We start from the raw sequence: 23,081 nt of genomic DNA, 5'->3' as shown, positions 1-23,081 counted from the left end.
CCTTTGATACATGCAGGGGGTTAATCAATAGAACATTCTAAAGTATCGGCATTGCAGTATAAAAAATAAAAAAGACTTGAAGATAGCTTCGTAGATGTAGCAGAACTAAGTCCATGAGCTTCACTAGACAAGAGTCGAATAACCCCATAGAATGCCGTCTCTGTTGCCCGCTCGTAGCTCAGCTGGATAGAGTACCGCCCTCCGAAGGCGGTGGTCGCGCGTTCGAATCGCGCCGAGCGGGCCATTTTCTCCCCCATAAGACAACCATCCCAGCGTTTACCCATTCTACCAATACTTTCTATCAAGCGTTTATTTTCAGTCCCTCGCAATATGCGTACCCCATTGGCCAGTGTTACGGATCTGATGGATGATGCAAAGCGTAGTTCGGTATTGTCTCTTTCATGATTTATGCGAAGGCCTCATACTAAATAGGAACCAAGTAAGCCCCAATCTGAAATATACGTACTTAAGCAACCGCCAATGAAAAGCAACTCATCAATAATTTCCCAGCACGGATTGCAATAATCCGCAATATACTGCCGCTTAACAGCCCAGTTCATTACAATTTATCTAGTCAAACCACCCTAATAGAGTGCTTCCTAAGCTATGATAGCCATAAGCTGGTTTTACCACTCGCTAGGAGCATTTTATGTTGGTTGATCCCTTTTTAAGCGCCGCATTACGACAGCAGTTACTCAATCATCAGGGGTTATCTAAGCAATTGCTGCAAAAGCAGCACAGTTATTTAAACTTTTATGGTTTAAGCAGGCTGTTGGCTTTGGCTGATTATGAGCTTTCTTGTTTGCGCTCTGGTCAGTATGAGGTGGTATATCAGTATTGGCGTCCCAAACAGGATTTTTTAAAAGGTAGCTTCTATCTTTGTCATGGCTATTATGACCATGTTGGTTTGTATGGTCATTTGATGAGCACGCTACTAGAGGCGGGCTATGCCGTGATTGCTTTTGACTTACCGGGGCATGGTTTGTCTTCTGGCGCTAGAGCATCCATTATCAGTTTTGATGATTACACTCAGGCGCTTTGGCAGGTGGTTCAGCAAACAGAGGCTAAGGTGCCTAAGCCGCTACATTTAATCGGCCAAAGTACGGGCGGGGCGGTGGTGATTGACTGGTGGTTGCGTAGCGGATTTGCAGAGCAGGTGCCTATCGCTTGTAGTGTGTTACTTGCGCCCTTGGTAAAACCCCTGCATTGGCAGCGTGCTTTGCTGAGCTATCATTTATTATCGCCTTTTCTAACCCGCTTAAAGCGCAAATTCTCTTGTAATAGCCATAATGAGAATTTCTTGCAGTTTTTGCCCTCTGACCCACTACAGGCGCGGTACTTAATGGTGAACTGGGTGAATGCGCTCAAACTTTGGATTCCTGAAATTGAGCAGGCAGACCCTATTTCAACCCCTGTTTTAATTCTACAAGGAGAGGGTGATCACACTGTAGACTGGCGTTATAACACGGCATTACTTAAAGAAAAGTTTCCTGATGCCACTGTCGAATTTTTTCCTGAAGCAAGACATCATCTGGTGAATGAATCGGTTATGATTCGTACCCAATGGCAGCGCAAGCTACAGTTGTTTTTGCAGCGCTTTGCCGAGTCGACATAAAGAAAAGGATCTCATTGTTGTTAGCATCGGTTTCTTCTCAAATTAAGTACTTTGTTCTAGCGGCACTATTGTTTGCCTTAGCGGGCTGCACCACTTATGGCGAAACAGTACAAACAGTTCTCGATGATGCACGAGCAGGCAACTATGCTGTTGCTGATGAGATTGCTCAACAAAGTTTATCCCCCATTGGCAAAGATCAACTGCTTTACTATTTAGAGCGCGGCATGATCGCTCATCTTGATGGCCGTTATCAGGACAGTAATACCCTTCTAGAGCAGGCTTATTTTATTGCTGATTCACAATATCAAACCGAGCTTAAAGATTGGCTGGCAACAGCGATGACTCACCCCGGTAATGCGGCTTATAAAGGCCAGTTATACGAACGTAGCTTTTTGCATTACACCAAAATGCTTAACTATTTGATGTTGGCTCAGCAGAGTGATAACGCAATAGATCAAGCGAAGCTATTGGATGGTGCCCGTGTTGAAAATCGACGTATTCAGCTGCTATTAGATTCAAACGTCTTAAAAACAGGTGATTATGATGATGCTAAGAATGGCCAAGAAAAGCTGTTTACACAGTTTGGTAAAATCTTTCGTGAGTTAAATGGTGAGCTTTACGACCCTGCGGATCTAGTATTTAGGGATCAAGCCTTTGCCCATTACATGATGGGGGCGATGTATGAACAATATGGTGAGTTGGATAACGCCCGTATCAGCTATCAGCGGGCCGCTGAGTTATATGAAAAGGGTTATGCCCAGCAGTATAAACTTGATCCGGAGATGACTCGGCAAGCATGGCGCGACACTGTGCGGGTGATGCAAAAGGCAGGGGGATATCAAGATCGCTGGCCTCAATTGGTTAAAACAAAAGCATTGCTAAAAGAGGGCGAGCTTGAACAGCTTTATCAAAAAGATCAGGCGGAGTTACTGGTGGTGCAACATGTTGATTTATCGCCCCAGCGTAAAGTGTTGAATATGCACTTAATGATTAATGAGCGCAGTCGGCAAATTGTGGTACGCCCAGTGCCTATCGGCTCTCGACAAGAGCAGCGTGAGCAAGCTGCTTGGTTCTATATTTTATATGCCGATAAAGGCATTTATAACTTAGTGAGAGATTTTTCTGACGGTTCAATTTTGAATTCAGAAGGCTTGCTGTTTAATAGCCATGCTACCACGCTGGAACCTGTATGGTCGCTGGTAGAAGAAACTGGGCTGGATCAGATTTTGGGCAATGGTGGTGTACGTGTTGCCGTGCCTTACTACCCGATACCTTATGAGCCGATGAAAACGGTTGGGTTAAATTTATCCACAACCACTACGGATAAAACCACTGCGCAGCAGAAAAGCTACCCCATGATAAAAGCAGATTCAGTGGCTATGCTCGGCTTATTACAGCAAGTTATTGATGCTCAGAATGACCTAAATAACGCAATGGCACGGGAAACGCTACGTAATATGCTGACGATGAAAGCCTTAAAAAATTTGGGAGGCTTGGGTATTTTAGGCAGTAAATTAATCACGGCCAGTACCACTAATGCGGACACCCGTAGTTGGTTATTGTTGCCACACCATATTCGTATTCAGCGTTTGCAGTTACCTGCGGGCACCCATCGGCTGGTTTTGAGTAGCGAAAGCCAAAATGGCCAAACAGTTCAACAAACAGAAACCGTTACATTGGCGGCAGGTGAGCTAAAAATCTTGAACTTACGTACATTTGTCCCTGCGCCACCCACTAAAAAACAGTAGTTTTAAAATAGAATTCCAATCAAAGGAGCTTGAATATGCAGCCGATCATGAAACTGAGTGCAGCACTGCTAATAGGTGGTGCCATTGCATTAGCAGGTTGTAGCAGTAAACCTACGGTACAGCGTGTGGATGCCAATCAAGAGATTGCACTGACCGACCGTTGGAATGATGAGGATTCGCGTTTGGTTGCCCAAGAGATGATGCAGGATATGCTGACTTTCCCTTGGATCAGCCGTTTCAAAATGGACAGCGATGATGATCGCCGCCCTACGGTAATTATCCAGTTGATACGTAATAAAACTGACGAACATATTCCAACGGAAACCTTTATCAACGACATTAAGCGCGAGCTGATTCGTTCAGGCAATGTTGATTTTGTGGTCAGTGGTGACGAGCGTAATCAACTGCGCGAAGAGCGTAAAGATCAAGAGTTGAATGCAGCCACAGGCACCCAAGCGGCTATGGGTCAAGAAAGCGGTGCCAACTTTGCCCTATCTGGCACCATTAATGCCTTTGTTGATCAGTTAGATGATACCCGTGTGAAGAGCTACCAAGTAGACCTCAAGCTGATCAACATGACCTCTAACCGTGAAGTTTGGAATGGTCAGAAGAAAATCAAAAAACTGATGACCCGTTAGAATAATATTGAGATCTATAACTGAGGGAGTGTGTGGGTGAAACAGCACGGATACATTAAGCGCTTGAGTACATCTGTCAGAAGCTTGGCACTGGCTTTAATGTTGGTCAGCTTGATAGCAGGCTGTTCAGGAACCGAGCCAAAACCCATAGTGACACCCCCAGAATGGGTTGATGTGCTACCAGAACAGAAAGGCTACCTTTTTGGTTTAGGTAGCGCTGACAAAAGTACCAGTGACTCAGACCAACTTGAATTAGCCCGTGAGCGCGCCCGTGCCGATCTGATTAAACAGCTACAAGTGACGGTGAGTAGTGACTTTAGTTCACAAAGTCGCTTAGAGATGACAGATGGTCGTAATACGGGCTTTGTCGAAGTGGTAAACGACAAAGTGCGCAGCCGTATTCCTGATATCAGCTTGCCCGGTATTGGTTGGCAAACCAGTTGGCAGCATCCCGAAACGGGTACTCTATATGTGCTGGCGCGTTTGAACCGTCGAGCGGCCGTAGCACAGCTCTCTGAGCAACTCTCCAGTTTAGATCTAGAGCTGTCTGAATTGAGACTGCCTCAAACAGGCTCTCGTCTAGAGCGCGTACGTGAAGCCCTGCCCATGATGGCGTTGTTCGCCAAACGAGATAAGCTGGTACAGCAGCTTAGCTTTGTAGCAGAGTCTGGCGCATTTAATCGTCTGGCAGATGAAGAGGTACGTCAACTACGTAGAGAGATCAGTCGCTTAATCTCATCATTGCAGATCAGCTTAACAGCGGGTGATCTTGGCGCACGGGCCTTAGAGGCTTCTCTTGCAGAAGAACTGACAAAGCTAGGTGTGCAGCTAGTACCCGCAGCAAACAGTGATACGGATCTGCGTTTAAGCTATACCTTAAGCCTCAGCCGTACCGATAAAAACCGAACGTTCTACGTTTTCGCACGTTCAGCAGTACAAATCAAAGACAATCAGAACCATACCTTGCGAGCTTTCGAACGAGAGAGCAAAGGAGTGTCCAGCTTACCTGACCGTGCACAACAGCAAGCAGTGCAGCAGCTGGGCTTAACATTGGCAAAAGAGATTGTGAATGCGTTTTTTTATTAGGTCTGATTAATAATGTCCGGTCACAATAAAAATGCCCCTTTAGGGGCGTTTTTATTGCACAGGCTTTTATAAACTTTTCCTAGCTTACTTTGTTCAATCTCTTGTCCGACAACGCTCTGCTGGGAATAGCAGTTGCTTCATCAAATAGGCCTTGAAGTCTTCTGCATAGGGCTGTGTTTTCAGCGCCTCTTCCATGCAGCGCATCCATGCATCACGTTCAGCAATGCCAATATCTAAATGGGCATGGGCTTGCGGAATTGAAATAGGGCCATATTTTTCACGGAATAGTTTTGGTCCACCTAACCAACCACATAGGAAACGAGTAAGTTTATCAGCCGATACGGTTAAATCTGGATCGTGCATCTCTCGAATGCGTTTGGCTTCTGGTAGGCTGTCCATCGCTTGATAGAAAGCATCAACTAGCTTTCGAATACCCTCTTCACCGCCAGCGGCTTGGAAAGAGGCATCTTCAGTGCCGTAAGGTCGAAAACTGTTTTCTTCACTCATAGTTAATCCTGTTGCACGGTTAAGCCGCTATTTTCAGTATTGGCTACTGCTGGTTCAATTTTGCCTGTTGCTGGGTTGAACGGTATTGAACCTTGAGCCAACCAGTAGAGTTTTTCTTCACGCCTTAATTGTTTAAAAGCGTACTCTGCCTTTGAGGCTAGGCTACGATTAATAAACGGCTGCTGATGTTTCAGTACGATATGCTTTCGGCCACGTAAAAAGCGTGCGCCCTTTTTACCTGCTTGGTGTTCGGCTAAACGCCGTTCAACATCTGTGCTGATACCGGTGTATAAACGGCCGCCATCGGTTTCAATCACGTAGAGAAACCAATCAGCCACCCGCTTTTTTCACCTTAAACCCTTTTTCAGAGAGCAGGGTGACCAGCAAATCACGTTGATCACCTTGAATCTCAATCACATGATCTTTTACCGCTCCCCCTGTCCCACAGCGGGCTTTTAATGCTTTAGCAAGATCTTTTAACTCGCTGGGGGTGACAGGTACGCCTGTTATCAGGGTGACCCCTTTACCTTTTCGCCCTTTGGTTTCTCGGCTAACTCGTACAATGCCGTCACCTGCTGGGATACAGTCATCTGCTTGTTTGCAGGTACAAGCATCAATCGGCTGCTCGCAATCAGGGCAGAGCCGCCCTGTTTCGGTTGAATAAACCAAACCTCTTAGCTTTTCAAATGACATGACAGCTCCATATTATTTGACTACGTTGGTGGTCGTTAATTGCTCGCAGGGTTATTCCGCTGCGCTTAAGCCTAAACAGCTGATGCCGTCGTTAGCCGCCATTAAGCGCAGTGCTTTTAAGGCTTCTTTATTTGGTTGCTTCATGGCGATAATTTGCGTCAGTACTTCGTCTTGGAAGTCACGGTCAAACTGCATCAATTCATGGTCATTTAAATAACTACGACGCTTTTTCTCATCGTCAGGCAATGTTTCGGTCGCTTCAATAAAGCCTATAATGGTTTGGCGCATTAAGCGGCTTACTCTTGTCACCTCTTCTGACAAGGTGCCCATCGCCAGTTCCATTGCTGTATGCACCGCCATTGCCGCATCAATGGCGGGATAAACGCCATACATATCGAATTCGTTGGCATCAGGGATCAGCTGTGCAATTTTTTCTATCTGTACTTCAAAGTTGATTTTGCTCTCTTTGCTCGATAGCAATTCCCAGATCAGCATTAAGCTGTTTTTCATCTGCGCCGCATCGCCCTGACCAGTGGCTTGGCAGAATAAGCTATAGTTAGGCAACATTCTTTCGGCCATTGCTGCCGCGTAAGCGGTTTGTTGCCAAGGGGCGAGTTCTTTCAGTTGTTGGAAAAAATTACTCATGGTGTCTCGGCTGTAGAGTTTTTAGGAAGCAGCCAGCCTTGAACGGGTGCTACGTCTAACCATTTAGGGTCTTGAACAGGCTGCTCTAGTAATGATTGGTCCTGATGCTTTGAACTTGGCGCTAGCCGTTCGGGGCGCTCTTGAGGCTTGTCTTGGCCTAAGCTAGGAACCCAATCGGGTGTTGATGTTTTCTCTTCGAGTCTCTCAGGTAAGCTTTTAATGCGCTCAGGCTGATAAAGCGTACGCTCATTGGCCTCTGAGTGACGTGCATTTTTACTGACCACAATCTCATGCACAATCGCTTGTAGATCCCGTAGCTGGCTATTTATTGCAGGGTTAATGCTACGCACAATAGGCTGTAGTTCGATAGCTTGGCTGCCTCCCTCTGGTTCAATGCGTTTTACAGGCGGTTGCAGCGCCATTGGCTGACTACCTTGCGCAGGCTGTAAGGGAAGTTGTGCTACTAATACGTCTGAATCTTCAGCGGACTTTTGTTGTTGGTTTGGATAGTGCTGCCCCTCTGCAATCAGGCGATTAGGTACTGAAATCAGCTTGATACCCAACTTTCTTAGCTGAGGTAAGCGTGTTTCTAGCATATCTAGCGTGACGCTATGGGGGTGGCCAATACCTACAATATGACCATGTTGTTGCGCTTTTTTGATCAACAAATCGAAGGAAGCGTTCACCGCCTCAGGTGTGCGAATGTGATCAAGAAAAATGTCTCGGCTTAGGTGCGGCACTTGGTTTTGCCGAGCAATATCTGCGGCTACTGATGCTGCTGTTGTGCGGCTGTCGACAAAGAATAGCTGCTGTTCTGTGGCAATTTGCATTAACCACTGCATTTTTTCAGCATCCTGAGTGAGTTCGCTACCCATGTGATTGTTTAAGCCTTGTACAAAGGGGATGGCCGCCAATGAGCGTTTTAGCTCAGTGGTAAACTCCTCTTTGTTCATACTAGGGGTTAGTGCACCTGGTCCCGGTTGTCGGTTCAATAGATTACTCATAGGCGCATGCAGCATGACGGTTTTACCTTGTGCGTGAGCTTCTTTGGCAAGGCGCTTGCTGTAGGGCGTATGGGGTAAAATTGCGAAGGTGACCGCTCCGGGCAGGTTTATAGCGCGTTGTCCGTTACGAAGGTTATAGCCTATATCATCAATAATAAGCGTGATGCTAGGCATGACCTTAGCTACTGTACTGGGCGGAGCGATAGAGGGCGCAGGATTAAAAGGCGGCACCTCAGGTGTGGCTTTAATGGCAGAATCAGCTACTGCGCTATGCTCGCTAAATAAAGCCAAGCATAGACAGATTGCTGAGAAGTAAGCTTTTATTTTCATTAGCTTTATTTTTGTAAAATGGCCATGCCTTTAAGCAAGCTTAAGGCTTCAAATAATTGATAGTCGGTATTGGCTAACGACTCTGTTGTACTTTTGCTATCAGATTCTGGCGTTTGTCCGCTTTCAAGGTGACCGTCTAAATCGGCCTCTTTGATTTGCAGTTTAGCTTCAATAGGTGTCAGACGCGCAGGTTTTACTTCAATGTCAGGGGTAATACCTTGAGCCTGAATTGAACGACCGGATGGCGTGTAATATAAAGCGGTGGTGAGTTTTAAACCACGGTCATTAGCCAGTGGTAATACGGTTTGTACCGAGCCTTTACCAAAGCTTTGTGTGCCCATGATGACCGCACGACGATGATCTTGTAAGGCTCCTGAAACAATTTCAGACGCAGATGCAGTACCTTCATTAATCAAAATTACAACAGGCACGCCTTGAGCTGGATTTTCCTCAGTGGCGGTGAAGCGCATCTCTGCGTTATTCAGTCGACCCTCGGTATAAACAATTAACCCTTCGCTGATAAAGGCGTTTGCTACATCTGCTGCGGCTTGTAATACCCCGCCAGGGTTGTTACGTAGATCTAGCACTAAGCCTTTAAGCTTTTTATTCGGGCTATCTTGATGCAGTTTTGTCAGTGCCTTAACCACTTCTTCGCCCGTATGGACTTGGAACTGTGTGATACGGATGTAGCCAAAGTTAGGTTCTAGCGATTTGTGCTTTACGCTGGTCACACGAATAAGGTCGCGTACTAAAGTCACTTCAAACGGCCCATCAACGCCCTCACGCACAATGGTCATACGTAGGTTGGTGTTAGGCTTTCCGCGCATCATGTCGATGGCTTTATTAAGCGGCAAACCTTTAACGGGGGTGTCATCTAACTTGATAATCAGGTCATGGGGGCGCAGCCCAGCACGGGCGGCAGGCGTATCATCAATAGGCGTGATAATTTTGATAAAGCCGTTTTCGGTGCCAACCTCTAAACCTAGGCCACCAAACTCCCCTTGAGTACTTTCTTGGAGTTCAGAAAAGTCTTCACTATCAAGGTAGGCTGAATGTGGATCTAGGCCAGATAGCATGCCGCGAATGGCATTTTGTAGCAGAGTTTTATCATCAACATCATGTACGTAGGCGCGCTTGATACGTTCAAACACTTCACCAAAGTTACGCAGTTCTTCTAAAGGCAAGTCAATGGCTTCAGCTTCATTGGCGTTAGACTCAGCCCAAGCAGGGTTTTGTAAAAAGCCCGTTAGAGCCAAGGGTAAACAAAGTTGGGCGATAGTTCCGGCCAACGGATGTTTGAACAAACGCATATGCTCTCCTTGAGCCATCACTGGCCTGTTGACCAAAGCGGAGAAAAAAACGCTCTGATCAGAAATAGTATTAACCCCGTCGACGACCAAGCCATTTAATTGGATCTTGAGTTTGGCCTTGTTGACGAATTTCAAAATATAAACTGCTACGGCTTTGACCGCCGCTTCGACCGACAGTGGCAATGCTTTCGCCTGCATGCACCCAGTCACCCTGTTCTTTCAGTAGCGCTTGGTTATGGCCGTATAAACTCATATAACCGTTGCCGTGGTCGATGATCATCAGCACCCCATAACCCCGTAGCCAGTCTGCAAACACTACGCGCCCCGAGTGAACCGCCTTAATTGGCAGACCCTCTTTTGCTCGAATTTCCATGCCATAGCGTTTCAGCTTGCCGGGAATACGCTCACTACCGTAACCATGAGCCACCAGCCCTTTTATTGGCCAAGGCAGCTTACCTTTCATTGACTTAAAAGGTTGGCTGTCTTTAGGTACTGGAATATTCACAATCGCCTGTTCGATCTCTTTTAACAGCTTTTCTAAACGTGTGCGATCTTGATTAAGAGTATTCAATTCGCTGTTTTTATCTTTGATTTCGCTGTCTAAACTGGCAAGCAGCTGTTCACGATTTTTTTGCTCTTTTTCCAGCTTGTTGCTGCGCTCTTCAAGTTTGCTGCGTAGTTCGCCAAGGGCAAAGTCTTTTTGGGTGATCTCTTTTTCAACTCGGGCTTTGTCTTTGGATATTGCAATGTACTCATCAATATGTCGGCTGCGCTGACGATTGATGTAATCGTAATAGCGCAACACCCGCGATACTTGATCTGGCTGCTGTTGGTTAAGTAATACTTTGAGGTATTCCTGTCGCCCCATGGCGTAAGCGGCACGAATCTGTTTTTCGAGATAGTCTTTTTGCTGGGCTTGTTTCTGATTCAGCTCAACCCGTTCCACTCTTAAACTTTGTAGCTGTTTTTTAAGCTTGTTGCTGGACTCGATATTCTGATGCACGTCTTTGGCAATCTTAGCGATGCTGATTTCAGACTCTTGCAGTTTTTTCTGAGTTTCAGCCTTAGCGCCTTTCACCTGATTCAGCGATTGCTCAAGGGTTTTGATTCGCCCATTCAGCTCACGTAATTGTTGGGCGGAGACTTTTTTATTTTCTTCCGCACGCGCAAATTCGCTGGGCATTAAACTTAAGCCAACAATAAGAACGCTACAGATTAGAGAGTGTTTGAGTAACAGCACAGTTAAACTTCGATCATCAATGACTCAAATTCCATTGGCGACAAAGTAAAACCTTGTCGCCCTTGACCGTAAATTAAAGCGGTAAGTAGATCAGCCAAAACTGACCAATGGCTGCCCTGTCATCTCTTCAGGCTGAGGCAGCTGCATCATTTTTAACAGGGTAGGCGCAATATCGCAAAGGCGACCTGCACTTAATTCAGCCTGTTGTTGACGTTGATGCACATAAACTAAAGGTACTGGGAAGGTAGTGTGTGCAGTTTGCACCTCACCTGATACAGGGTTGATCATCTGCTCTGCATTACCATGATCGGCGGTGATTAAGCACTCGCCACCTACTTCTAAAAGCGCTTCGGTAACGCGACCTAAGCATAGGTCTAATGCTTCAACTGCTTTTACAGCGGCGTCATATTTACCCGTGTGGCCTACCATATCGCCATTGGCATAGTTGCAAACAATCAGGTCGTAATCACCGCTTTTAATTGCTGCGACTAGCTTATCGGTCACCTCTGGCGCATTCATCTCAGGTTGTAAGTCATAAGTTGCAACCTGTGGTGAAGGGATCAGCTCACGGCTTTCCCCTTCGTACAGCGTCTCTTTACCGCCACTGAAGAAGAAGGTGACGTGGGCATATTTTTCAGTCTCTGCAATGCGTAACTGTGTTTTGCCCAACTTCGCCATATACTCGCCCAGTGTGTTTACCAAGCTGGCAGGAGGGAATGCCGTGCTGGTTTTAATATCGGCTGCGTATTCAGTCAGCATGACAAAGTCTGCCAGCTTGGGTGTAATGCTACGTTTGAAACCGTCAAACTCTGGCTCTACAAAACAGCGAGTGATTTCACGGGCGCGATCGGCGCGGAAATTCATAAAGATCAAACTGTCGCCATTTTCAACGCTGATCGCCTCACCTTCAGGACGAATACTGCTAGCCGCCACAAACTCATCGTTTTCATCACGGTTATAAGCGGCGTGCAGTGCGGTGACAGCATCGGCACAAATATGCTGCGCTTTGGCTTGTGTGAGCAGGTTGTAAGCGGCTTCAACACGCTCCCAACGATTGTCACGATCCATGGCATAGTAGCGACCAATTAAAGACGCCACAAAGCCCACGCCTAGCTTTTTCAGCAGCACATCTGTTTTCACAATAGAGTCTTCAGCGCTACGTGGCGGCATATCACGGCCATCTAAGAAACCATGTACATATACGCGTTTTGCGCCACGGTCTGCTGCCATTTGGCATAGCGCTAAGATATGGTCTTCATGACTGTGTACACCACCTGGCGACAGCAAGCCCATAATGTGAACGGCTTTTTTGTTGGCAACGGCTTTATCGATAGCCGTACAGAGCGCGGCATTGTCAAAGAAATCGCCATCGGCAATTGCTTTGGTAATACGAGTAAAGTCTTGGTATACGGTACGACCCGCACCCAAGTTCATGTGACCTACTTCAGAGTTACCCATTTGTCCTTCAGGCAAACCTACAGCCATGCCTGATGTTTCAATCAGAGCATGCGGATATTGTTGCCAAAGCTGATCCCAAACTGGTGTCTTAGCGTTGGCAATGGCATTGTTTTCGGTGGCTTCGTTGTAACCGAAACCATCAAGAATGATCAGAGCTGTAGGAGTTCGTTTTGACATGGCTGTTTGGAGTCACAATTAAATTAGGTTAATTAGGCCGAATAATTCGGTTGCCAGATCGCTTCAGGCAATACGGAATTGGCAATCATACCGCAGATTAAAGGATGCGCCCAAACCCTTTGCAGTGAATAAGTGGTGAACCAAAGGCTAAAATAGTCTAATGCGCTGCCTATTAGCAGGTTGAAACCAACCCTAAAACTGAGCTAAAAAACGGCAGTAAAAAACAGGTCAGGTTGTGTATACTAACTGGCCGAAAAAATACCAGAATTGGACGCTCATATAGTCCAATAGCGGTTGATAGGGTTAATTTTGCCACTATCAAACCTGAACGATATAAAAACGATATAAAGTTGCCGTTGTAAGTTGCCAAAATGCAATTTGATGATGGCCTTGTATTGAAATTAAGGTGACGAGGAAGCATGTTAGAACAGTTAATTGAGTTTTCGACCAATAATTGGATGCTAGTAACCGCTTTTGTGGGTTTGCTGGTGATGTGGTTGGCGTATGAGTTCAACACAGGTAATAAAGCCGTAAGCTGCCAAGAGGCAACCTTATTGGTGAACCGTGAAGACGGCGTGTTTGTCGATATCCGTGACCGCAATGAGTTCCGTAAAGGTCATATTGCTGGCGCACAGAATATCAGCTTTGCCAGCTTGAAAGAGCGTATAGGCGAGCTAAACAAATACAAAACCAAGCCTGTTATTGTGGTTTGTAAAATGGGACAAACAGCCTCTTCTGCGGTAACTCAGTTGCAACAGGCAGGCTTTGAGAATGCCCGCGTAATGCGCGGCGGTATGAGCCAGTGGCAAGGCGAAAAACTTCCTGTTGTCACCAAGTAATCACTAAGCAACCACTACGGTCTTGCAAAGTTTAATTCGTTTAAACATGAAGGTGTCTTATGCAACAAGTAACAATTTACAGCAAATCTTGGTGCCCATTTTGTGTTCGCGCAAAGAGCTTGCTGCAAGCCAAAAAAGTGGCTTTTCAAGAAATTGATGTTGAAAAAGAACCTACGCGTTTAGCCGAGATGATTCAGCAAAGTGGTCGTCGCACTGTGCCGCAAATCTGGGTAGGCGACACGCATGTGGGTGGTTGTGATGATCTGTTCGCCCTTGAATCAGCAGGGCGCTTAGACAGTTTGTTAGCAGGTTGATACTTGCCTTGGCTTGATCAGCAAGCCAGGCCAGCTAATCAGTTAAAATAAGAAGTTATGCCTGAGAGGCATGATATTGTTAAATAAAAGGAAATTCCATGAGCGAAGCACAACAGCCACAATTTGCCCTACAGCGTATTTATGTAAAAGATCTGTCTTTTGAATCACCAAATGCACCAGACACTTTTCGTCAAGATTGGGCGCCAAAGGTTAACTTAGACCTGAACTCTAACAGCCAGCAAGTGGCTGAAGACCTGTACGAAGTGGTTGTTTCTTTAACTGTTACAGTAACAAATGAAGAAAAAACCGCCTTTTTGGTTGAAGTGCAGCAAGCGGGTTTATTCTTCATTAAAGGTTTGGAAGATGCGCAACTGCACCACACACTAGGCGCCTTCTGCCCAAACGTACTGTTCCCATACGCCCGTGAAGCGATTGACAGTTTAGTGACTCGCGGCAGCTTCCCTGCTCTGATGCTTGCCCCTGTTAACTTTGATGCGCTGTATGCCGAAGCGATGCAGCGTCAATCAGAAGAAGTAGGTCACGCATAAGCACAATGGCCGCACCTCGTATCTATAGCCGTCAAGCAATGGCAGCAGGGCAAAGTCTTGAACTAGACGAAGCTGCTGCTCGCCATGTGGGTTTGGTGTTACGAATGAAAGCCGAAGAGCCGCTGATTCTATTTAATGGAGAAGGCGGCTACTTTTCAGCTCAAATCACCCAAGCCAGCAAACGTTCTGTTACGGTTCAGTTGTTAGAGTTTTTTCCTGATTCCCGTGAGTCTCCGCTCAAAGTACATCTGGCGCAATCGATCTCCAAAGGTGATCGCATGGATTATGCCGTGCAAAAGGCCACCGAGCTTGGCGTCACAGAGATCACCCCCGTTTACAGTGAACATGGCGACGTGCGCTTAAAGGGCGAACGTGCCGAGAAGAAGCAGCAGCACTGGCAGCAAATCGCCATAAGTGCCTGTGAACAGTGTCAACGCAATACAGTGCCAGTGATTCATCCTGCTATTAGTTTGCAAGACTGGTTGGCGCAAACTGAGGCCGATTTAAAACTGGTACTGCACCATCGCACCGAACAGCGTCTAGAAGGTTATGCCCAACCAGAAACTGTTGCATTGTTGATTGGCCCTGAAGGCGGCTTATCCGCCAGCGAGATTACTCAGGCAGAGCAGCATCAGTTTAAAGCACTAGCCCTTGGACCTAGGGTACTACGCACTGAAACTGCGCCCGTGGTGGCCTTAAGTGTGTTGAATTACTGCTGGGGCGACTTTTGACCCCTTCAGTATTGCGCAACTCAATATGTGTATGAAGCGTTGAGGATCAGCGCTTCGCCCCCATATCCCCTGAACCTCAATCCTTTCCGTCAATAGGAGTACAAACATGAGTATCAAACTAGGCGTAGTGATGGACCCGATTCAGGGCATTAACTACAAAAAAGATACCACGTTAGCCATGTTATGGGCGGCGCAGGATCAGGGCTGGGAGCTGTTTTACATGCAGCAGGAAGATCTATTCCTGCGTCAAGGTAAAGCAATGGCGATGGTTAAACCGCTCAAAGTATTCCGTGATGATCAGCGCTGGTTTGAGCTGGGTGATGAAAGCGCCATCAGCATGGCTGAACTTGATGTAGTGCTGATGCGTAAAGACCCACCTTTTGACACCGAATTTTTAAACGCCACCTTCCTGTTAGAGCAAGCCGAGCGTGAAGGCGTGCTGGTGGTGAACCGCCCGCAGAGTCTACGTGACTGCAACGAGAAGCTATTTGCGCAGCAATTTCCACAGTGTTGCCCGCCTACAGTGGTCAGCCGTCGCGCCGATGTGCTGCGAGCGTTTCATGTGGAACATCAAGATGTGATCTTTAAACCGCTGGATGGTATGGGCGGCACTGGCATCTTCCGTGTGAAAGAAGATGGCCTCAATATTGGCGCGATTTTAGAAGACTTAACCGAGATGGGGCAGCGCCAGATTATGGCGCAAAAATACCTGCCTGAAATTGTGAAAGGCGATACCCGTATTTTGATGGTCGACGGTGTACCGATTCCTTACGGCTTGGCGCGCATTCCGGCTCAGGGCGAAGTACGGGGCAACTTGGCCGCTGGCGGCTCAGGTGTTGGTCGTCCGTTGACCGACCGTGATTACTGGATCTGTGAGCAAGTCGCCCCTGTGGTCAAAGCCAAAGGTTTACTCTTTGTTGGCCTTGATGTGATTGGTGATTACCTAACAGAACTAAACGTTACCAGCCCAACCTGTGTGCGTGAGCTAAACGATCAATTTGGTTTAGACATCGCAGGCCAGTTGATTGACGTGATCGCCAAAAAATTGGCAGAACGCTAAGTTATAGGCGCGATATACAGTGAATACACTACCGCCCATTAGCCACCCTGACAGTCAAGTGCATGCCCTTGACCGTTTGGCCTTTACCCTATTAATGGCGGTTGTGATTCACTTTTTGGTTTGGGCTGCGCTGGATATTCAACTGCCGCAGCCCAAAGTTAAAACCGAGACCAACAGCACACTGCGGGTCACGCTAGTTAAAGTTAAAGCACAAACCGTTGACGAGCCTGTGCAGCACATTGCAGAACACAACCAAGCGGCCAGCGGTGTGGGAGTGCAAGATTTAGAACCTCAACAATTGCAGCAACAATCTTCACCGCCTGCGGCACAAGTAGCCTCTAAACCAGAGCCTGCTAAGCCGACACAACCTACTTCTGTTAAAGCGGTTGCTGTTAAGCCGGAACCTACTAAGGCTGAACACAAGACTGAAGTTCAAACAGACCGTGCAAAGCAAGACAGCCCGAAAGTAGCGAAAGTAGAGCCCAAACCCCAAGCCACACCTAAGCCTACAGATCAACAAACACCAGCAGCAGAGCCTACAGAGGCTTTGCCACAAATAGATGCTCAAGCCCTATTGGCACGTAGTTTAGAGATCGCTCGCCTAGAAGCAGAGCAACAAGCCCTTGCAGAACAATATGCCAAACGGCCAAAAGTACGCACACTGTCAACCGTGAGTGCCAAAGCCTATGATGACGCGGCTTACCTGCGCCAATGGCAAGAGCAGATCGAACGTGTGGGTAACCTGAACTATCCTGAACGTGTTCGAGCAGAAAAGCTTTCAGGCCGCTTGCGTATGTTGGTGGCCTTGCATGCCGATGGCAGCATCAAAGAGATTCAGCTGCTAAAATCCTCGGGGTTTGAACTGCTTGACCAGTCTGCAATCAACATTGTAAAACTAGCCGCCCCATTCGCGGCTTTTCCGCGTTCTATAAAAGAGCGTACCGACATTTTGGAAATCATCCGAACTTGGCAATTCGGCGATGGCAATCTATTTGGTGAAGCGGGCTAATTTGAGCAGCACTGAATATTACTAAGGTTTATCAATGAGTCACTTTCAAAGTTTCCGTAATCATTTTCTAATTGCGATGCCCCATCTGGAAGACCCCAATTTTTCAGGCACCGTCACTTATATCTGCGAGCACAACAGCGAAGGCGCTCTAGGTATTGTGATCAACAAACCACTTAGCCAATTGCCAGTAGCAGAGCTATTTGCCCAGCTTGAACTGCCTAACCCCAACAGTGGCTTAGCCGAAGCTGAAATGTTGGTGCCGCAGATATTAGAAGGTGGGCCAGTACATCATGAGCGTGGCTTTATTATTCATACGGGTGCCGCCAGTTGGGACTCTAGCTTGCAAGTGACACCTGAAGTGGCATTGACCACATCTGTAGATATTTTAGAAGCTATTGCCAACCGCCAAGGGCCAGAGCAGTTCTTAATTGCTTTAGGTTGTGCCGGTTGGGACGCTGGGCAGCTAGAAAAAGAGTTACAAGACAACACTTGGTTAACCTGCTCCGCAACATTGCCCGTGCTGTTTGACACTCCTATTACCGAACAACTTCATGCCGCTGCGGGTTTGCTGGGTATTGATCTTACCCTCTTAACCAGCCAAGCAGGCCACGCATGAGCCAAACAAAATCACCTGCCAAACCCCGTACCATTTTGGCCTTTGATTTTGGCACCACCCGCATTGGGGTTGCCGTGGGACAAGAGTTGTTGGGCACCGCCAACTCGTTGCCCCCTTTACAAGCCCGTGATGGTATCCCCAATAAAGAACAGTTAGAAAAGCTGCTGAAAGAGTGGCAACCTGATGCTTTTGTTGTCGGCCTGCCCCTCAATATGGATGGCACTGAAAGCGAGATGAGTCGACGGGCGCGCAAGTTTGGTAATCGACTATATGGCCAGTATGGTAAACCTTGGTTTGGCATGGATGAGCGCGGCACGACCAAGCAAGCCAAGCAGATCGCCAAAGAACTAGGCCATAAAGGCAGCTACAAAAAAACACCCGTTGATGGCATTGCCGCGCAATTGATATTAGAAGCTTGGTTTGCTGAACTACAGCGTGAACAACCCACTGAGGTTTAAGCCAAACCCGCAAAAAGGACGTGAAGGTTATATTATGAGTCAAGACAACAGATTACCCGATGCAGAACAGCTCATTGCCCAGATCGCAGAGCGGTTACAAACGCTGATCGCAGAGCGCCAGTTAACTAACATCGCCATAGTTGGTATTCATTCTGGCGGTGTTTGGGTGGCCGAGCGTTTACATCAGCTGCTTGCGGTAGAAGAGGCGCTGGGGAGCTTAGACATCTCTTTTTACCGTGACGATTACACCCGTGTGGGTTTAAACCCTAGCGTGCAGCCTTCGCACCTGCCTTTTACAACTGAAGGCCGCAATATCATTTTGGTGGATGATGTGATCATGAGTGGTCGCACCATTCGTGCCGCCATGAATGAGCTATTTGATTATGGTCGCCCAGATTCTATCACGCTGGTGACTCTGCTTGACCTAGCAGGACGCGAGTTGCCAATTCAGCCAGATATTACCGGACAGAAGCTGACATTAGCGGCCAATGAGCGCATTAAACTGAACGGGCCAGAGCTACTTCGGCTGGAGTTGCAGGACGCAAAATAACCGTCAAAAGTCAGTTGGCTTCTGATGACCTGATCTTGTGAACCCTTTTTTTAAACGACATATGCTGGTGAGAACTAACCGATGACGTCCGTGACCCACTCAAGCACAGACCCTAGAACTGTGCAGCTGACCGAAGATGGCAAACTGCGCCATTTTCTGACCATTGGCGGCCTGAATAAAGCGATCTTAGAAGAGATCCTTGATACCGCTGATTCCTTTGTCAACATGGGCGAACAATCGGTTAAAAAAGTCCCTTTATTACGGGGCAAAACCGTCGTAAACCTGTTTTTTGAGAACAGTACCCGTACCCGCTCAACCTTTGAATTGGCCGCAAAACGCTTATCTGCCGATGTACTGAACTTAGACATCAGCAAGTCTGCCACCGCCAAAGGTGAAACCTTAAAAGACACCTTGCAGAACCTAGAGGCGATGGGCAGCGACATGTTCGTGATTCGTCATGCCGACAGTGGCGCGCAACACTTTATCGCCAGCCAAGTGACCCCTAATGTCGCCATCATTAACGCAGGGGATGGTCGTCATGCTCACCCGACCCAAGCGATGTTGGACATGTACACCATTCGCAAACACAAAGGTGACTTCTCAAAACTGAAAGTGGCCATTGTCGGGGATATTCTGCACTCCCGCGTGGCTCGCTCACAGGTACAAGCACTGAACATGTTAGGGGCGCAAGAAGTCCGCCTAATCGGCCCTAAAACCTTATTGCCTGCAACTTTTGCAGAAATGGGTGCCAAGCTATATACCCGTATGGAAGATGGCTTAAAAGATGTGGATGTGGTAATCATGCTGCGCCTACAAAAAGAGCGCATGGATGGTGCATTACTGCCAAGCGAAGGTGAGTTTTACCGTCTTTATGGCCTAACCACAGAGAAACTCAACTACGCCCGTCCTGATGCCATCGTCATGCACCCAGGCCCTATCAACCGTGGCGTTGAGATTGAATCAGCAGTGGCCGATGGCCCTCAATCTTTAATCTTGAACCAAGTCAGCTACGGTATCGCCATTCGTATGGCGGTAATGTCGATGGCGATCAGCGGTCAAACCCAGCAAAAAGTGCAACAACAACTCTCAGCCCAACAATCAGAAGACGACAACGAGGAGGCTTCAGCATGAAATTGACCATTTGTGGTGGCCGCCTGATCGATCCTGCACAACAGTTGGATGAAGTGATAGATATTCATATTGCCGATGGGCGCGTACTGGCCTTAGGTCAAGCCCCCGCAGGCTTTACCCCTGAGCGCACATTGCATGCAGAGGGCTTAGTTGTAGCACCGGGCTTTATCGACATCGGCGCACACCTGCGCGAGCCAGGGCCAAGCTACAAAGGCAACCTGCGTTCAGAAACCAAAGCTGCATTGGCTGGAGGCTATACCAGCATTTGCTGTCGTCCTGATACCAGCCCTTGCATTGATTCCTCTGCCGTTGTGCAGCAGATTTTGGACAAAGCCGAAGCCCTAGGCCAAGCCAAAGTACGTCCGATTGGCGCCATGACCAAAGGGTTAGAAGGCACCCATCTGAGCAACATGGCGGGCTTACAGCATTCAGGCTGTGTGGCTGTGACCAACATGCGTAACGCCATTGATAACACCTTGGTGCTGCGTCGCTGCTTTGAATATGCTTCAACTTTTGATTTGCGCGTCGTGTTCTACCCTGAGGATTCATGGTTAAAAGGCGAAGGCTGTGTTAACGAAGGCGCTTTAGCGACTCGACTGGGTTTAGCCAGCGTTCCAGCGGCAGCAGAAGCCATTGGCCTATCCCGTGTATTGCACCTCATTGAAAACACAGGCGTTAAAGTTCACTTTGGCATGCTCTCAACCGCCCGTGCTGTTGAAATGATCGCCAATGCTCAAAAGCGTGGCTTGGCCGTAACCGCCGATGTGGATATTGCCCACCTGATTTACACCGAAAAAGAGATCGACGGCTACAACAGCCAGTTCTTTGTAGAGCCGCCACTACGCAGTGCGGCTGACCGAGAAGCACTACGTCAAGGCGTGCGTGATGGCGTATTAAGCGCCATTAGCTCAGCGCACCTGCCGCATGAAGAAGCCGCAAAAATGGCACCCTTCGCAGCAGCAGAACCGGGCATGGCCACACTGGAAACCGTACTGGCTCAAGGCTTATCTTTGGTCGAGCAAGAGATTATCAGTCTGCCACAACTGGTGGAGCGCCTCAGCACAGGCCCAGCAAAAGCCCTAGGGCTAAACTCTGGTTCGCTCTCAATTGGGCAGGCAGCGGATATTTGTTTGTTCAAAACCGATCAAACTTGGACAGTTCAGCATGGCGAGCTATTTTCTGCTGGAGAAAACTATCCACAAAAAGGCGAAACGCTATCGGGCCAAGTCATGTTTACCTTGGTAGATGGTCGCGTGGTGTTTGAGCGATAAGCAGCACCCCACACACTTACCCACAGCCTGTTTAAAAACAACAGGGTGTGGGTAACTGAATGCGCAGTCAGCCTGATCATCATTTTTAATACTGGATTTTGTAGGGATATAATTGCGTCTACGCGGATGAAAGCGCAGAATGGTGCAGATTTTCTCAGCGTCGGTATGATCAACAGAATTAAAGAGGGAACTATGAAGACCGCCACTAAAGCTTCAACAACAGATCAAGGGAAACAAGCCATTCTTCTGGAAAGTGGCACCAACGAACTGGAGATCATCGAGTTTCAACTGCGTAAACAACTGCCCAACGGCAGCGAGAAGATCTCACACTACGGCATCAACGTTGCCAAAGTTCGAGAAGTAATTCGTTTCCCTGAAACCACTGATTACCCTAATCCGCAGCCGCACCTAGTGGGCGTATTCTCTTTGCGCGATAGCCTAATTCCACTGGTAGATTTGGCGGGCTGGCTAGGTATTCCCGGTGTAGGTGAGCATGATCGTAAAAACGTCATCGTCACCGACTTCAACCGCATGTCTAACGGCTTCTTAGTCGATGGTGTCAGTCGTATTCACCGCATCTCTTGGGAAGAGGTTGAGTCCCCAAGCCAGTTCCTAGAAAGTGGCGAGCAAGACTGCGTAGTGGCCGTAGTGCGCCGCGAAAAGCGCCTGATCATGATTCTGGATTTTGAGAAAATCATCTCCGACATCAACCCAGAACTGAGCATGGAAAAATACAACGTCAAAGAAGATCGTAAAGTGATCATCGACGACCGTATGACCGCCAAACGCCAAGCCAACACCCTATTAGTGGTGGATGACTCTGCCTTTATTCGTAAACTGATTGAAACCACCCTACGTACCGCGGGTTACAACGTGATTGCGGCCAAAGATGGTGCCGACGCTTACGAAATTTTGACCGAATTTGCCATGGTCGCCAAAGAGGAAAACCTTCCGGTGAGCGACCTTGTCAGCATGATCATCAGCGACGTAGAGATGCCACGCATGGACGGCCTACACCTGCTGAAACGCCTACGCTCAGACGCGGCCTATAAGACCACACCTATACTGATGTTTTCCTCCATCATGAGTGACGACAACCGCCAGAAAGCCCTTTCGTTAGGCGCAAACGACACCATGACCAAGCCAGAGATTGGTAAGTTGGTGAATATGGTGGATGGTTTCTTGCTGTAGGCGAGTACTGAGCTGTATTAAAAACGCCCGACACAAGTCGGGCGTTTTTTTTCATTAGCAACTGTCGCTTGGTGAAAATATTGGGCATCCAGCTATTAGGGGAGCTTCATAGCGGGGTCTTTTTTATCTTTCATCCAAGTGCTTTTCAAGTTTACGGCTGAGCCAGCCAAATTTCATGGGGCTGAGTCATGGATGCTATAGAAGAATGGATTGAAATTGGTCTAGATACCCTTCGCCATCATGGCTTTGCCGCACTTAAAGCAGATAGCTTATCTAAGGTAAGACACGTAACCAGAGGGAGTTTCTACAACTATTTCAATGCAGTAAGTGACTTCCATACTGCGATTATTGAGAAATGGAAAGAGACCGCATCACAGAACATCATTGTGACTATTGACAAGGAACCTTCAAAACGAGTCGCACTGGAAGAGTTATTGAATATCGCATTTGGCAACAACGAGCGATTGGAAAAGCAAATGCGGATTTGGGCAGAAAATGACCCTTTACCGCGCAAAGCACTTATAGAAATCGATGACATGCGTCTGACTTTTCTAACAAGACTGCTTATAGAAAACGGTGTCTCACCAGAAAATGCGAGGGTGTTCATAGTTCTGTGTCACCCATTTCTTAAAGATCGACGTGCTGGTCTATTCGGCCTTCGAAGTGGATGCTCAACTGAGACAATGTCAGGTTCCAGTTTTGCACCGGATGCGTCCACTTCTCTGATGCCTTCAACATACCCGCGTATAGCAGCTTGAGCAATGCATTTTCATTAGCAAAGCCCCCTTTCGTCTTGGTCAGTTTACGGAACTGACGGTGCACCGCTTCAACCGCATTCGTTGTATAAATCGCCCTTCGCACTTGCTCTGGGTATTTGAAGTAAACTGAGAGATTTTCCCACTTACTCCGCCA

At 47.6% G+C, this 23,081-nt stretch carries 25 protein-coding genes and 1 tRNA gene; 17 read left to right on the top strand and 9 right to left on the bottom strand.

Features of this window, described 5'->3' with window-relative positions:
* The first annotated feature begins 167 nt into the window (after nt 1–167).
* From B5D26_RS13270 to B5D26_RS13250, 5 genes are all read left to right on the top strand, one after another.
* Nucleotides 168–244 (top strand) — tRNA-Arg (locus tag B5D26_RS13270).
* Between the two features lie 405 nt (nt 245–649).
* The gene (locus B5D26_RS13265; RefSeq protein ID WP_078746209.1) at nt 650–1,615 is read left to right on the top strand and encodes an alpha/beta hydrolase; all 966 of its coding nucleotides are present in this window, start codon (nt 650–652) and stop codon (nt 1,613–1,615) included.
* Nucleotides 1,616–1,632: 17 nt separating this feature from the next.
* Nucleotides 1,633–3,363 carry a COG3014 family protein gene (locus tag B5D26_RS13260; RefSeq protein WP_078746208.1) on the top strand — a complete coding sequence of 577 codons (1,731 nt, stop codon included), beginning with the start codon at nt 1,633–1,635 and terminating at the stop codon, nt 3,361–3,363.
* A gap of 35 nt (nt 3,364–3,398) precedes the next feature.
* Nucleotides 3,399–4,001 (top strand): penicillin-binding protein activator LpoB, encoded by a 603-nt coding sequence (locus B5D26_RS13255; protein ID WP_078746207.1) that lies wholly within the window; start codon nt 3,399–3,401, stop codon nt 3,999–4,001.
* A gap of 36 nt (nt 4,002–4,037) precedes the next feature.
* Nucleotides 4,038–5,087, top strand: coding sequence for an LPP20 family lipoprotein (locus B5D26_RS13250; protein ID WP_078746206.1), 1,050 nt, complete (start codon nt 4,038–4,040; stop codon nt 5,085–5,087).
* Between the two features lie 93 nt (nt 5,088–5,180).
* Here the strand turns inward: B5D26_RS13250 and B5D26_RS13245 are convergent, their stop codons facing one another.
* From B5D26_RS13245 to gpmI, 8 genes are all read right to left on the bottom strand, one after another.
* Nucleotides 5,181–5,594: a group II truncated hemoglobin gene (locus tag B5D26_RS13245; protein ID WP_078746205.1), complete on the bottom strand. Its 414-nt coding sequence runs from the start codon at nt 5,592–5,594 to the stop codon at nt 5,181–5,183.
* A gap of 2 nt (nt 5,595–5,596) precedes the next feature.
* Nucleotides 5,597–5,932, bottom strand: a complete 336-nt coding sequence (locus tag B5D26_RS13240) for a GIY-YIG nuclease family protein (protein ID WP_078746204.1) — start codon at nt 5,930–5,932, stop codon at nt 5,597–5,599.
* Entirely contained in the window at nt 5,925–6,287 is a 363-nt protein-coding gene (locus B5D26_RS13235; protein WP_078746203.1) for a translation initiation factor Sui1, read from the bottom strand. The genes B5D26_RS13240 and B5D26_RS13235 overlap by 8 nt, the downstream gene beginning before the upstream one ends.
* Nucleotides 6,288–6,338: 51 nt before the next feature.
* Complete coding sequence (locus tag B5D26_RS13230; protein ID WP_078746202.1) at nt 6,339–6,932, bottom strand: YjaG family protein; 594 nt, start codon at nt 6,930–6,932, stop codon at nt 6,339–6,341.
* The gene (locus B5D26_RS13225) at nt 6,929–8,266 is read right to left on the bottom strand and encodes a divergent polysaccharide deacetylase family protein (RefSeq protein WP_078746201.1); all 1,338 of its coding nucleotides are present in this window, start codon (nt 8,264–8,266) and stop codon (nt 6,929–6,931) included. The genes B5D26_RS13230 and B5D26_RS13225 overlap by 4 nt, the downstream gene beginning before the upstream one ends.
* A gap of 5 nt (nt 8,267–8,271) precedes the next feature.
* Nucleotides 8,272–9,576: a S41 family peptidase gene (locus B5D26_RS13220; RefSeq protein WP_078746200.1), complete on the bottom strand. Its 1,305-nt coding sequence runs from the start codon at nt 9,574–9,576 to the stop codon at nt 8,272–8,274.
* Nucleotides 9,577–9,646: 70 nt separating this feature from the next.
* Nucleotides 9,647–10,759 (bottom strand): murein hydrolase activator EnvC family protein, encoded by a 1,113-nt coding sequence (locus B5D26_RS13215; RefSeq protein ID WP_078746199.1) that lies wholly within the window; start codon nt 10,757–10,759, stop codon nt 9,647–9,649.
* A 147-nt stretch (nt 10,760–10,906) separates the two neighbouring features.
* The gene (gpmI, locus tag B5D26_RS13210; RefSeq protein WP_078746198.1) at nt 10,907–12,451 is read right to left on the bottom strand and encodes a 2,3-bisphosphoglycerate-independent phosphoglycerate mutase; all 1,545 of its coding nucleotides are present in this window, start codon (nt 12,449–12,451) and stop codon (nt 10,907–10,909) included.
* Between the two features lie 419 nt (nt 12,452–12,870).
* Here gpmI and B5D26_RS13205 point away from each other — a divergent pair, with 419 nt between their 5' ends.
* The 12 genes from B5D26_RS13205 to B5D26_RS13150 all read left to right on the top strand — a co-directional run bounded on the left by B5D26_RS13205 (nt 12,871) and on the right by B5D26_RS13150 (nt 22,169).
* A complete protein-coding gene (locus B5D26_RS13205; RefSeq protein ID WP_078746197.1) occupies nt 12,871–13,290 on the top strand; it encodes a rhodanese-like domain-containing protein in 420 nt (139 codons plus the stop codon).
* A 59-nt stretch (nt 13,291–13,349) separates the two neighbouring features.
* Nucleotides 13,350–13,604 (top strand): glutaredoxin 3, encoded by a 255-nt coding sequence (gene grxC / locus B5D26_RS13200; RefSeq protein ID WP_078746196.1) that lies wholly within the window; start codon nt 13,350–13,352, stop codon nt 13,602–13,604.
* Between the two features lie 98 nt (nt 13,605–13,702).
* The gene (gene secB, locus B5D26_RS13195; RefSeq protein ID WP_078746195.1) at nt 13,703–14,152 is read left to right on the top strand and encodes a protein-export chaperone SecB; all 450 of its coding nucleotides are present in this window, start codon (nt 13,703–13,705) and stop codon (nt 14,150–14,152) included.
* A 5-nt stretch (nt 14,153–14,157) separates the two neighbouring features.
* Nucleotides 14,158–14,883 (top strand): 16S rRNA (uracil(1498)-N(3))-methyltransferase, encoded by a 726-nt coding sequence (locus B5D26_RS13190; protein ID WP_078746194.1) that lies wholly within the window; start codon nt 14,158–14,160, stop codon nt 14,881–14,883.
* 106 nt (nt 14,884–14,989) lie between these two features.
* Nucleotides 14,990–15,943: a glutathione synthase gene (gene gshB, locus B5D26_RS13185; RefSeq protein WP_078746193.1), complete on the top strand. Its 954-nt coding sequence runs from the start codon at nt 14,990–14,992 to the stop codon at nt 15,941–15,943.
* Nucleotides 15,944–15,962: 19 nt separating this feature from the next.
* The gene (locus B5D26_RS13180) at nt 15,963–16,952 is read left to right on the top strand and encodes an energy transducer TonB (protein ID WP_078746192.1); all 990 of its coding nucleotides are present in this window, start codon (nt 15,963–15,965) and stop codon (nt 16,950–16,952) included.
* Nucleotides 16,953–16,986: 34 nt separating this feature from the next.
* The gene (locus B5D26_RS13175; RefSeq protein WP_078746191.1) at nt 16,987–17,568 is read left to right on the top strand and encodes a YqgE/AlgH family protein; all 582 of its coding nucleotides are present in this window, start codon (nt 16,987–16,989) and stop codon (nt 17,566–17,568) included.
* A complete protein-coding gene (gene ruvX / locus B5D26_RS13170; RefSeq protein ID WP_078746190.1) occupies nt 17,565–18,026 on the top strand; it encodes a Holliday junction resolvase RuvX in 462 nt (153 codons plus the stop codon). The genes B5D26_RS13175 and ruvX overlap by 4 nt, the downstream gene beginning before the upstream one ends.
* A 34-nt stretch (nt 18,027–18,060) precedes the next feature.
* Complete coding sequence (pyrR, locus tag B5D26_RS13165) at nt 18,061–18,576, top strand: bifunctional pyr operon transcriptional regulator/uracil phosphoribosyltransferase PyrR (RefSeq protein ID WP_078746189.1); 516 nt, start codon at nt 18,061–18,063, stop codon at nt 18,574–18,576.
* A gap of 81 nt (nt 18,577–18,657) precedes the next feature.
* A complete protein-coding gene (locus tag B5D26_RS13160) occupies nt 18,658–19,707 on the top strand; it encodes an aspartate carbamoyltransferase catalytic subunit (protein ID WP_078746188.1) in 1,050 nt (349 codons plus the stop codon).
* Nucleotides 19,704–20,978, top strand: a complete 1,275-nt coding sequence (locus tag B5D26_RS13155) for a dihydroorotase (protein WP_078746187.1) — start codon at nt 19,704–19,706, stop codon at nt 20,976–20,978. The genes B5D26_RS13160 and B5D26_RS13155 overlap by 4 nt, the downstream gene beginning before the upstream one ends.
* 192 nt (nt 20,979–21,170) lie before the next feature.
* Nucleotides 21,171–22,169, top strand: coding sequence for a chemotaxis protein (locus B5D26_RS13150; RefSeq protein WP_078746229.1), 999 nt, complete (start codon nt 21,171–21,173; stop codon nt 22,167–22,169).
* Nucleotides 22,170–22,796: 627 nt separating this feature from the next.
* Here the strand turns inward: B5D26_RS13150 and B5D26_RS13145 are convergent.
* Nucleotides 22,797–23,081 (bottom strand): transposase (locus tag B5D26_RS13145; RefSeq protein WP_143833121.1); only part of this gene is annotated, 285 nt, incomplete at its 5' end.

It is taken from the genome of Oceanospirillum multiglobuliferum (assembly GCF_900167095.1).
Taxonomy (GTDB): domain Bacteria; phylum Pseudomonadota; class Gammaproteobacteria; order Pseudomonadales; family Halomonadaceae; genus Oceanospirillum; species Oceanospirillum multiglobuliferum.
Note: the sequence above shows the minus strand (reverse complement) of the source record. Positions and strands in the feature narration are given on the sequence as shown.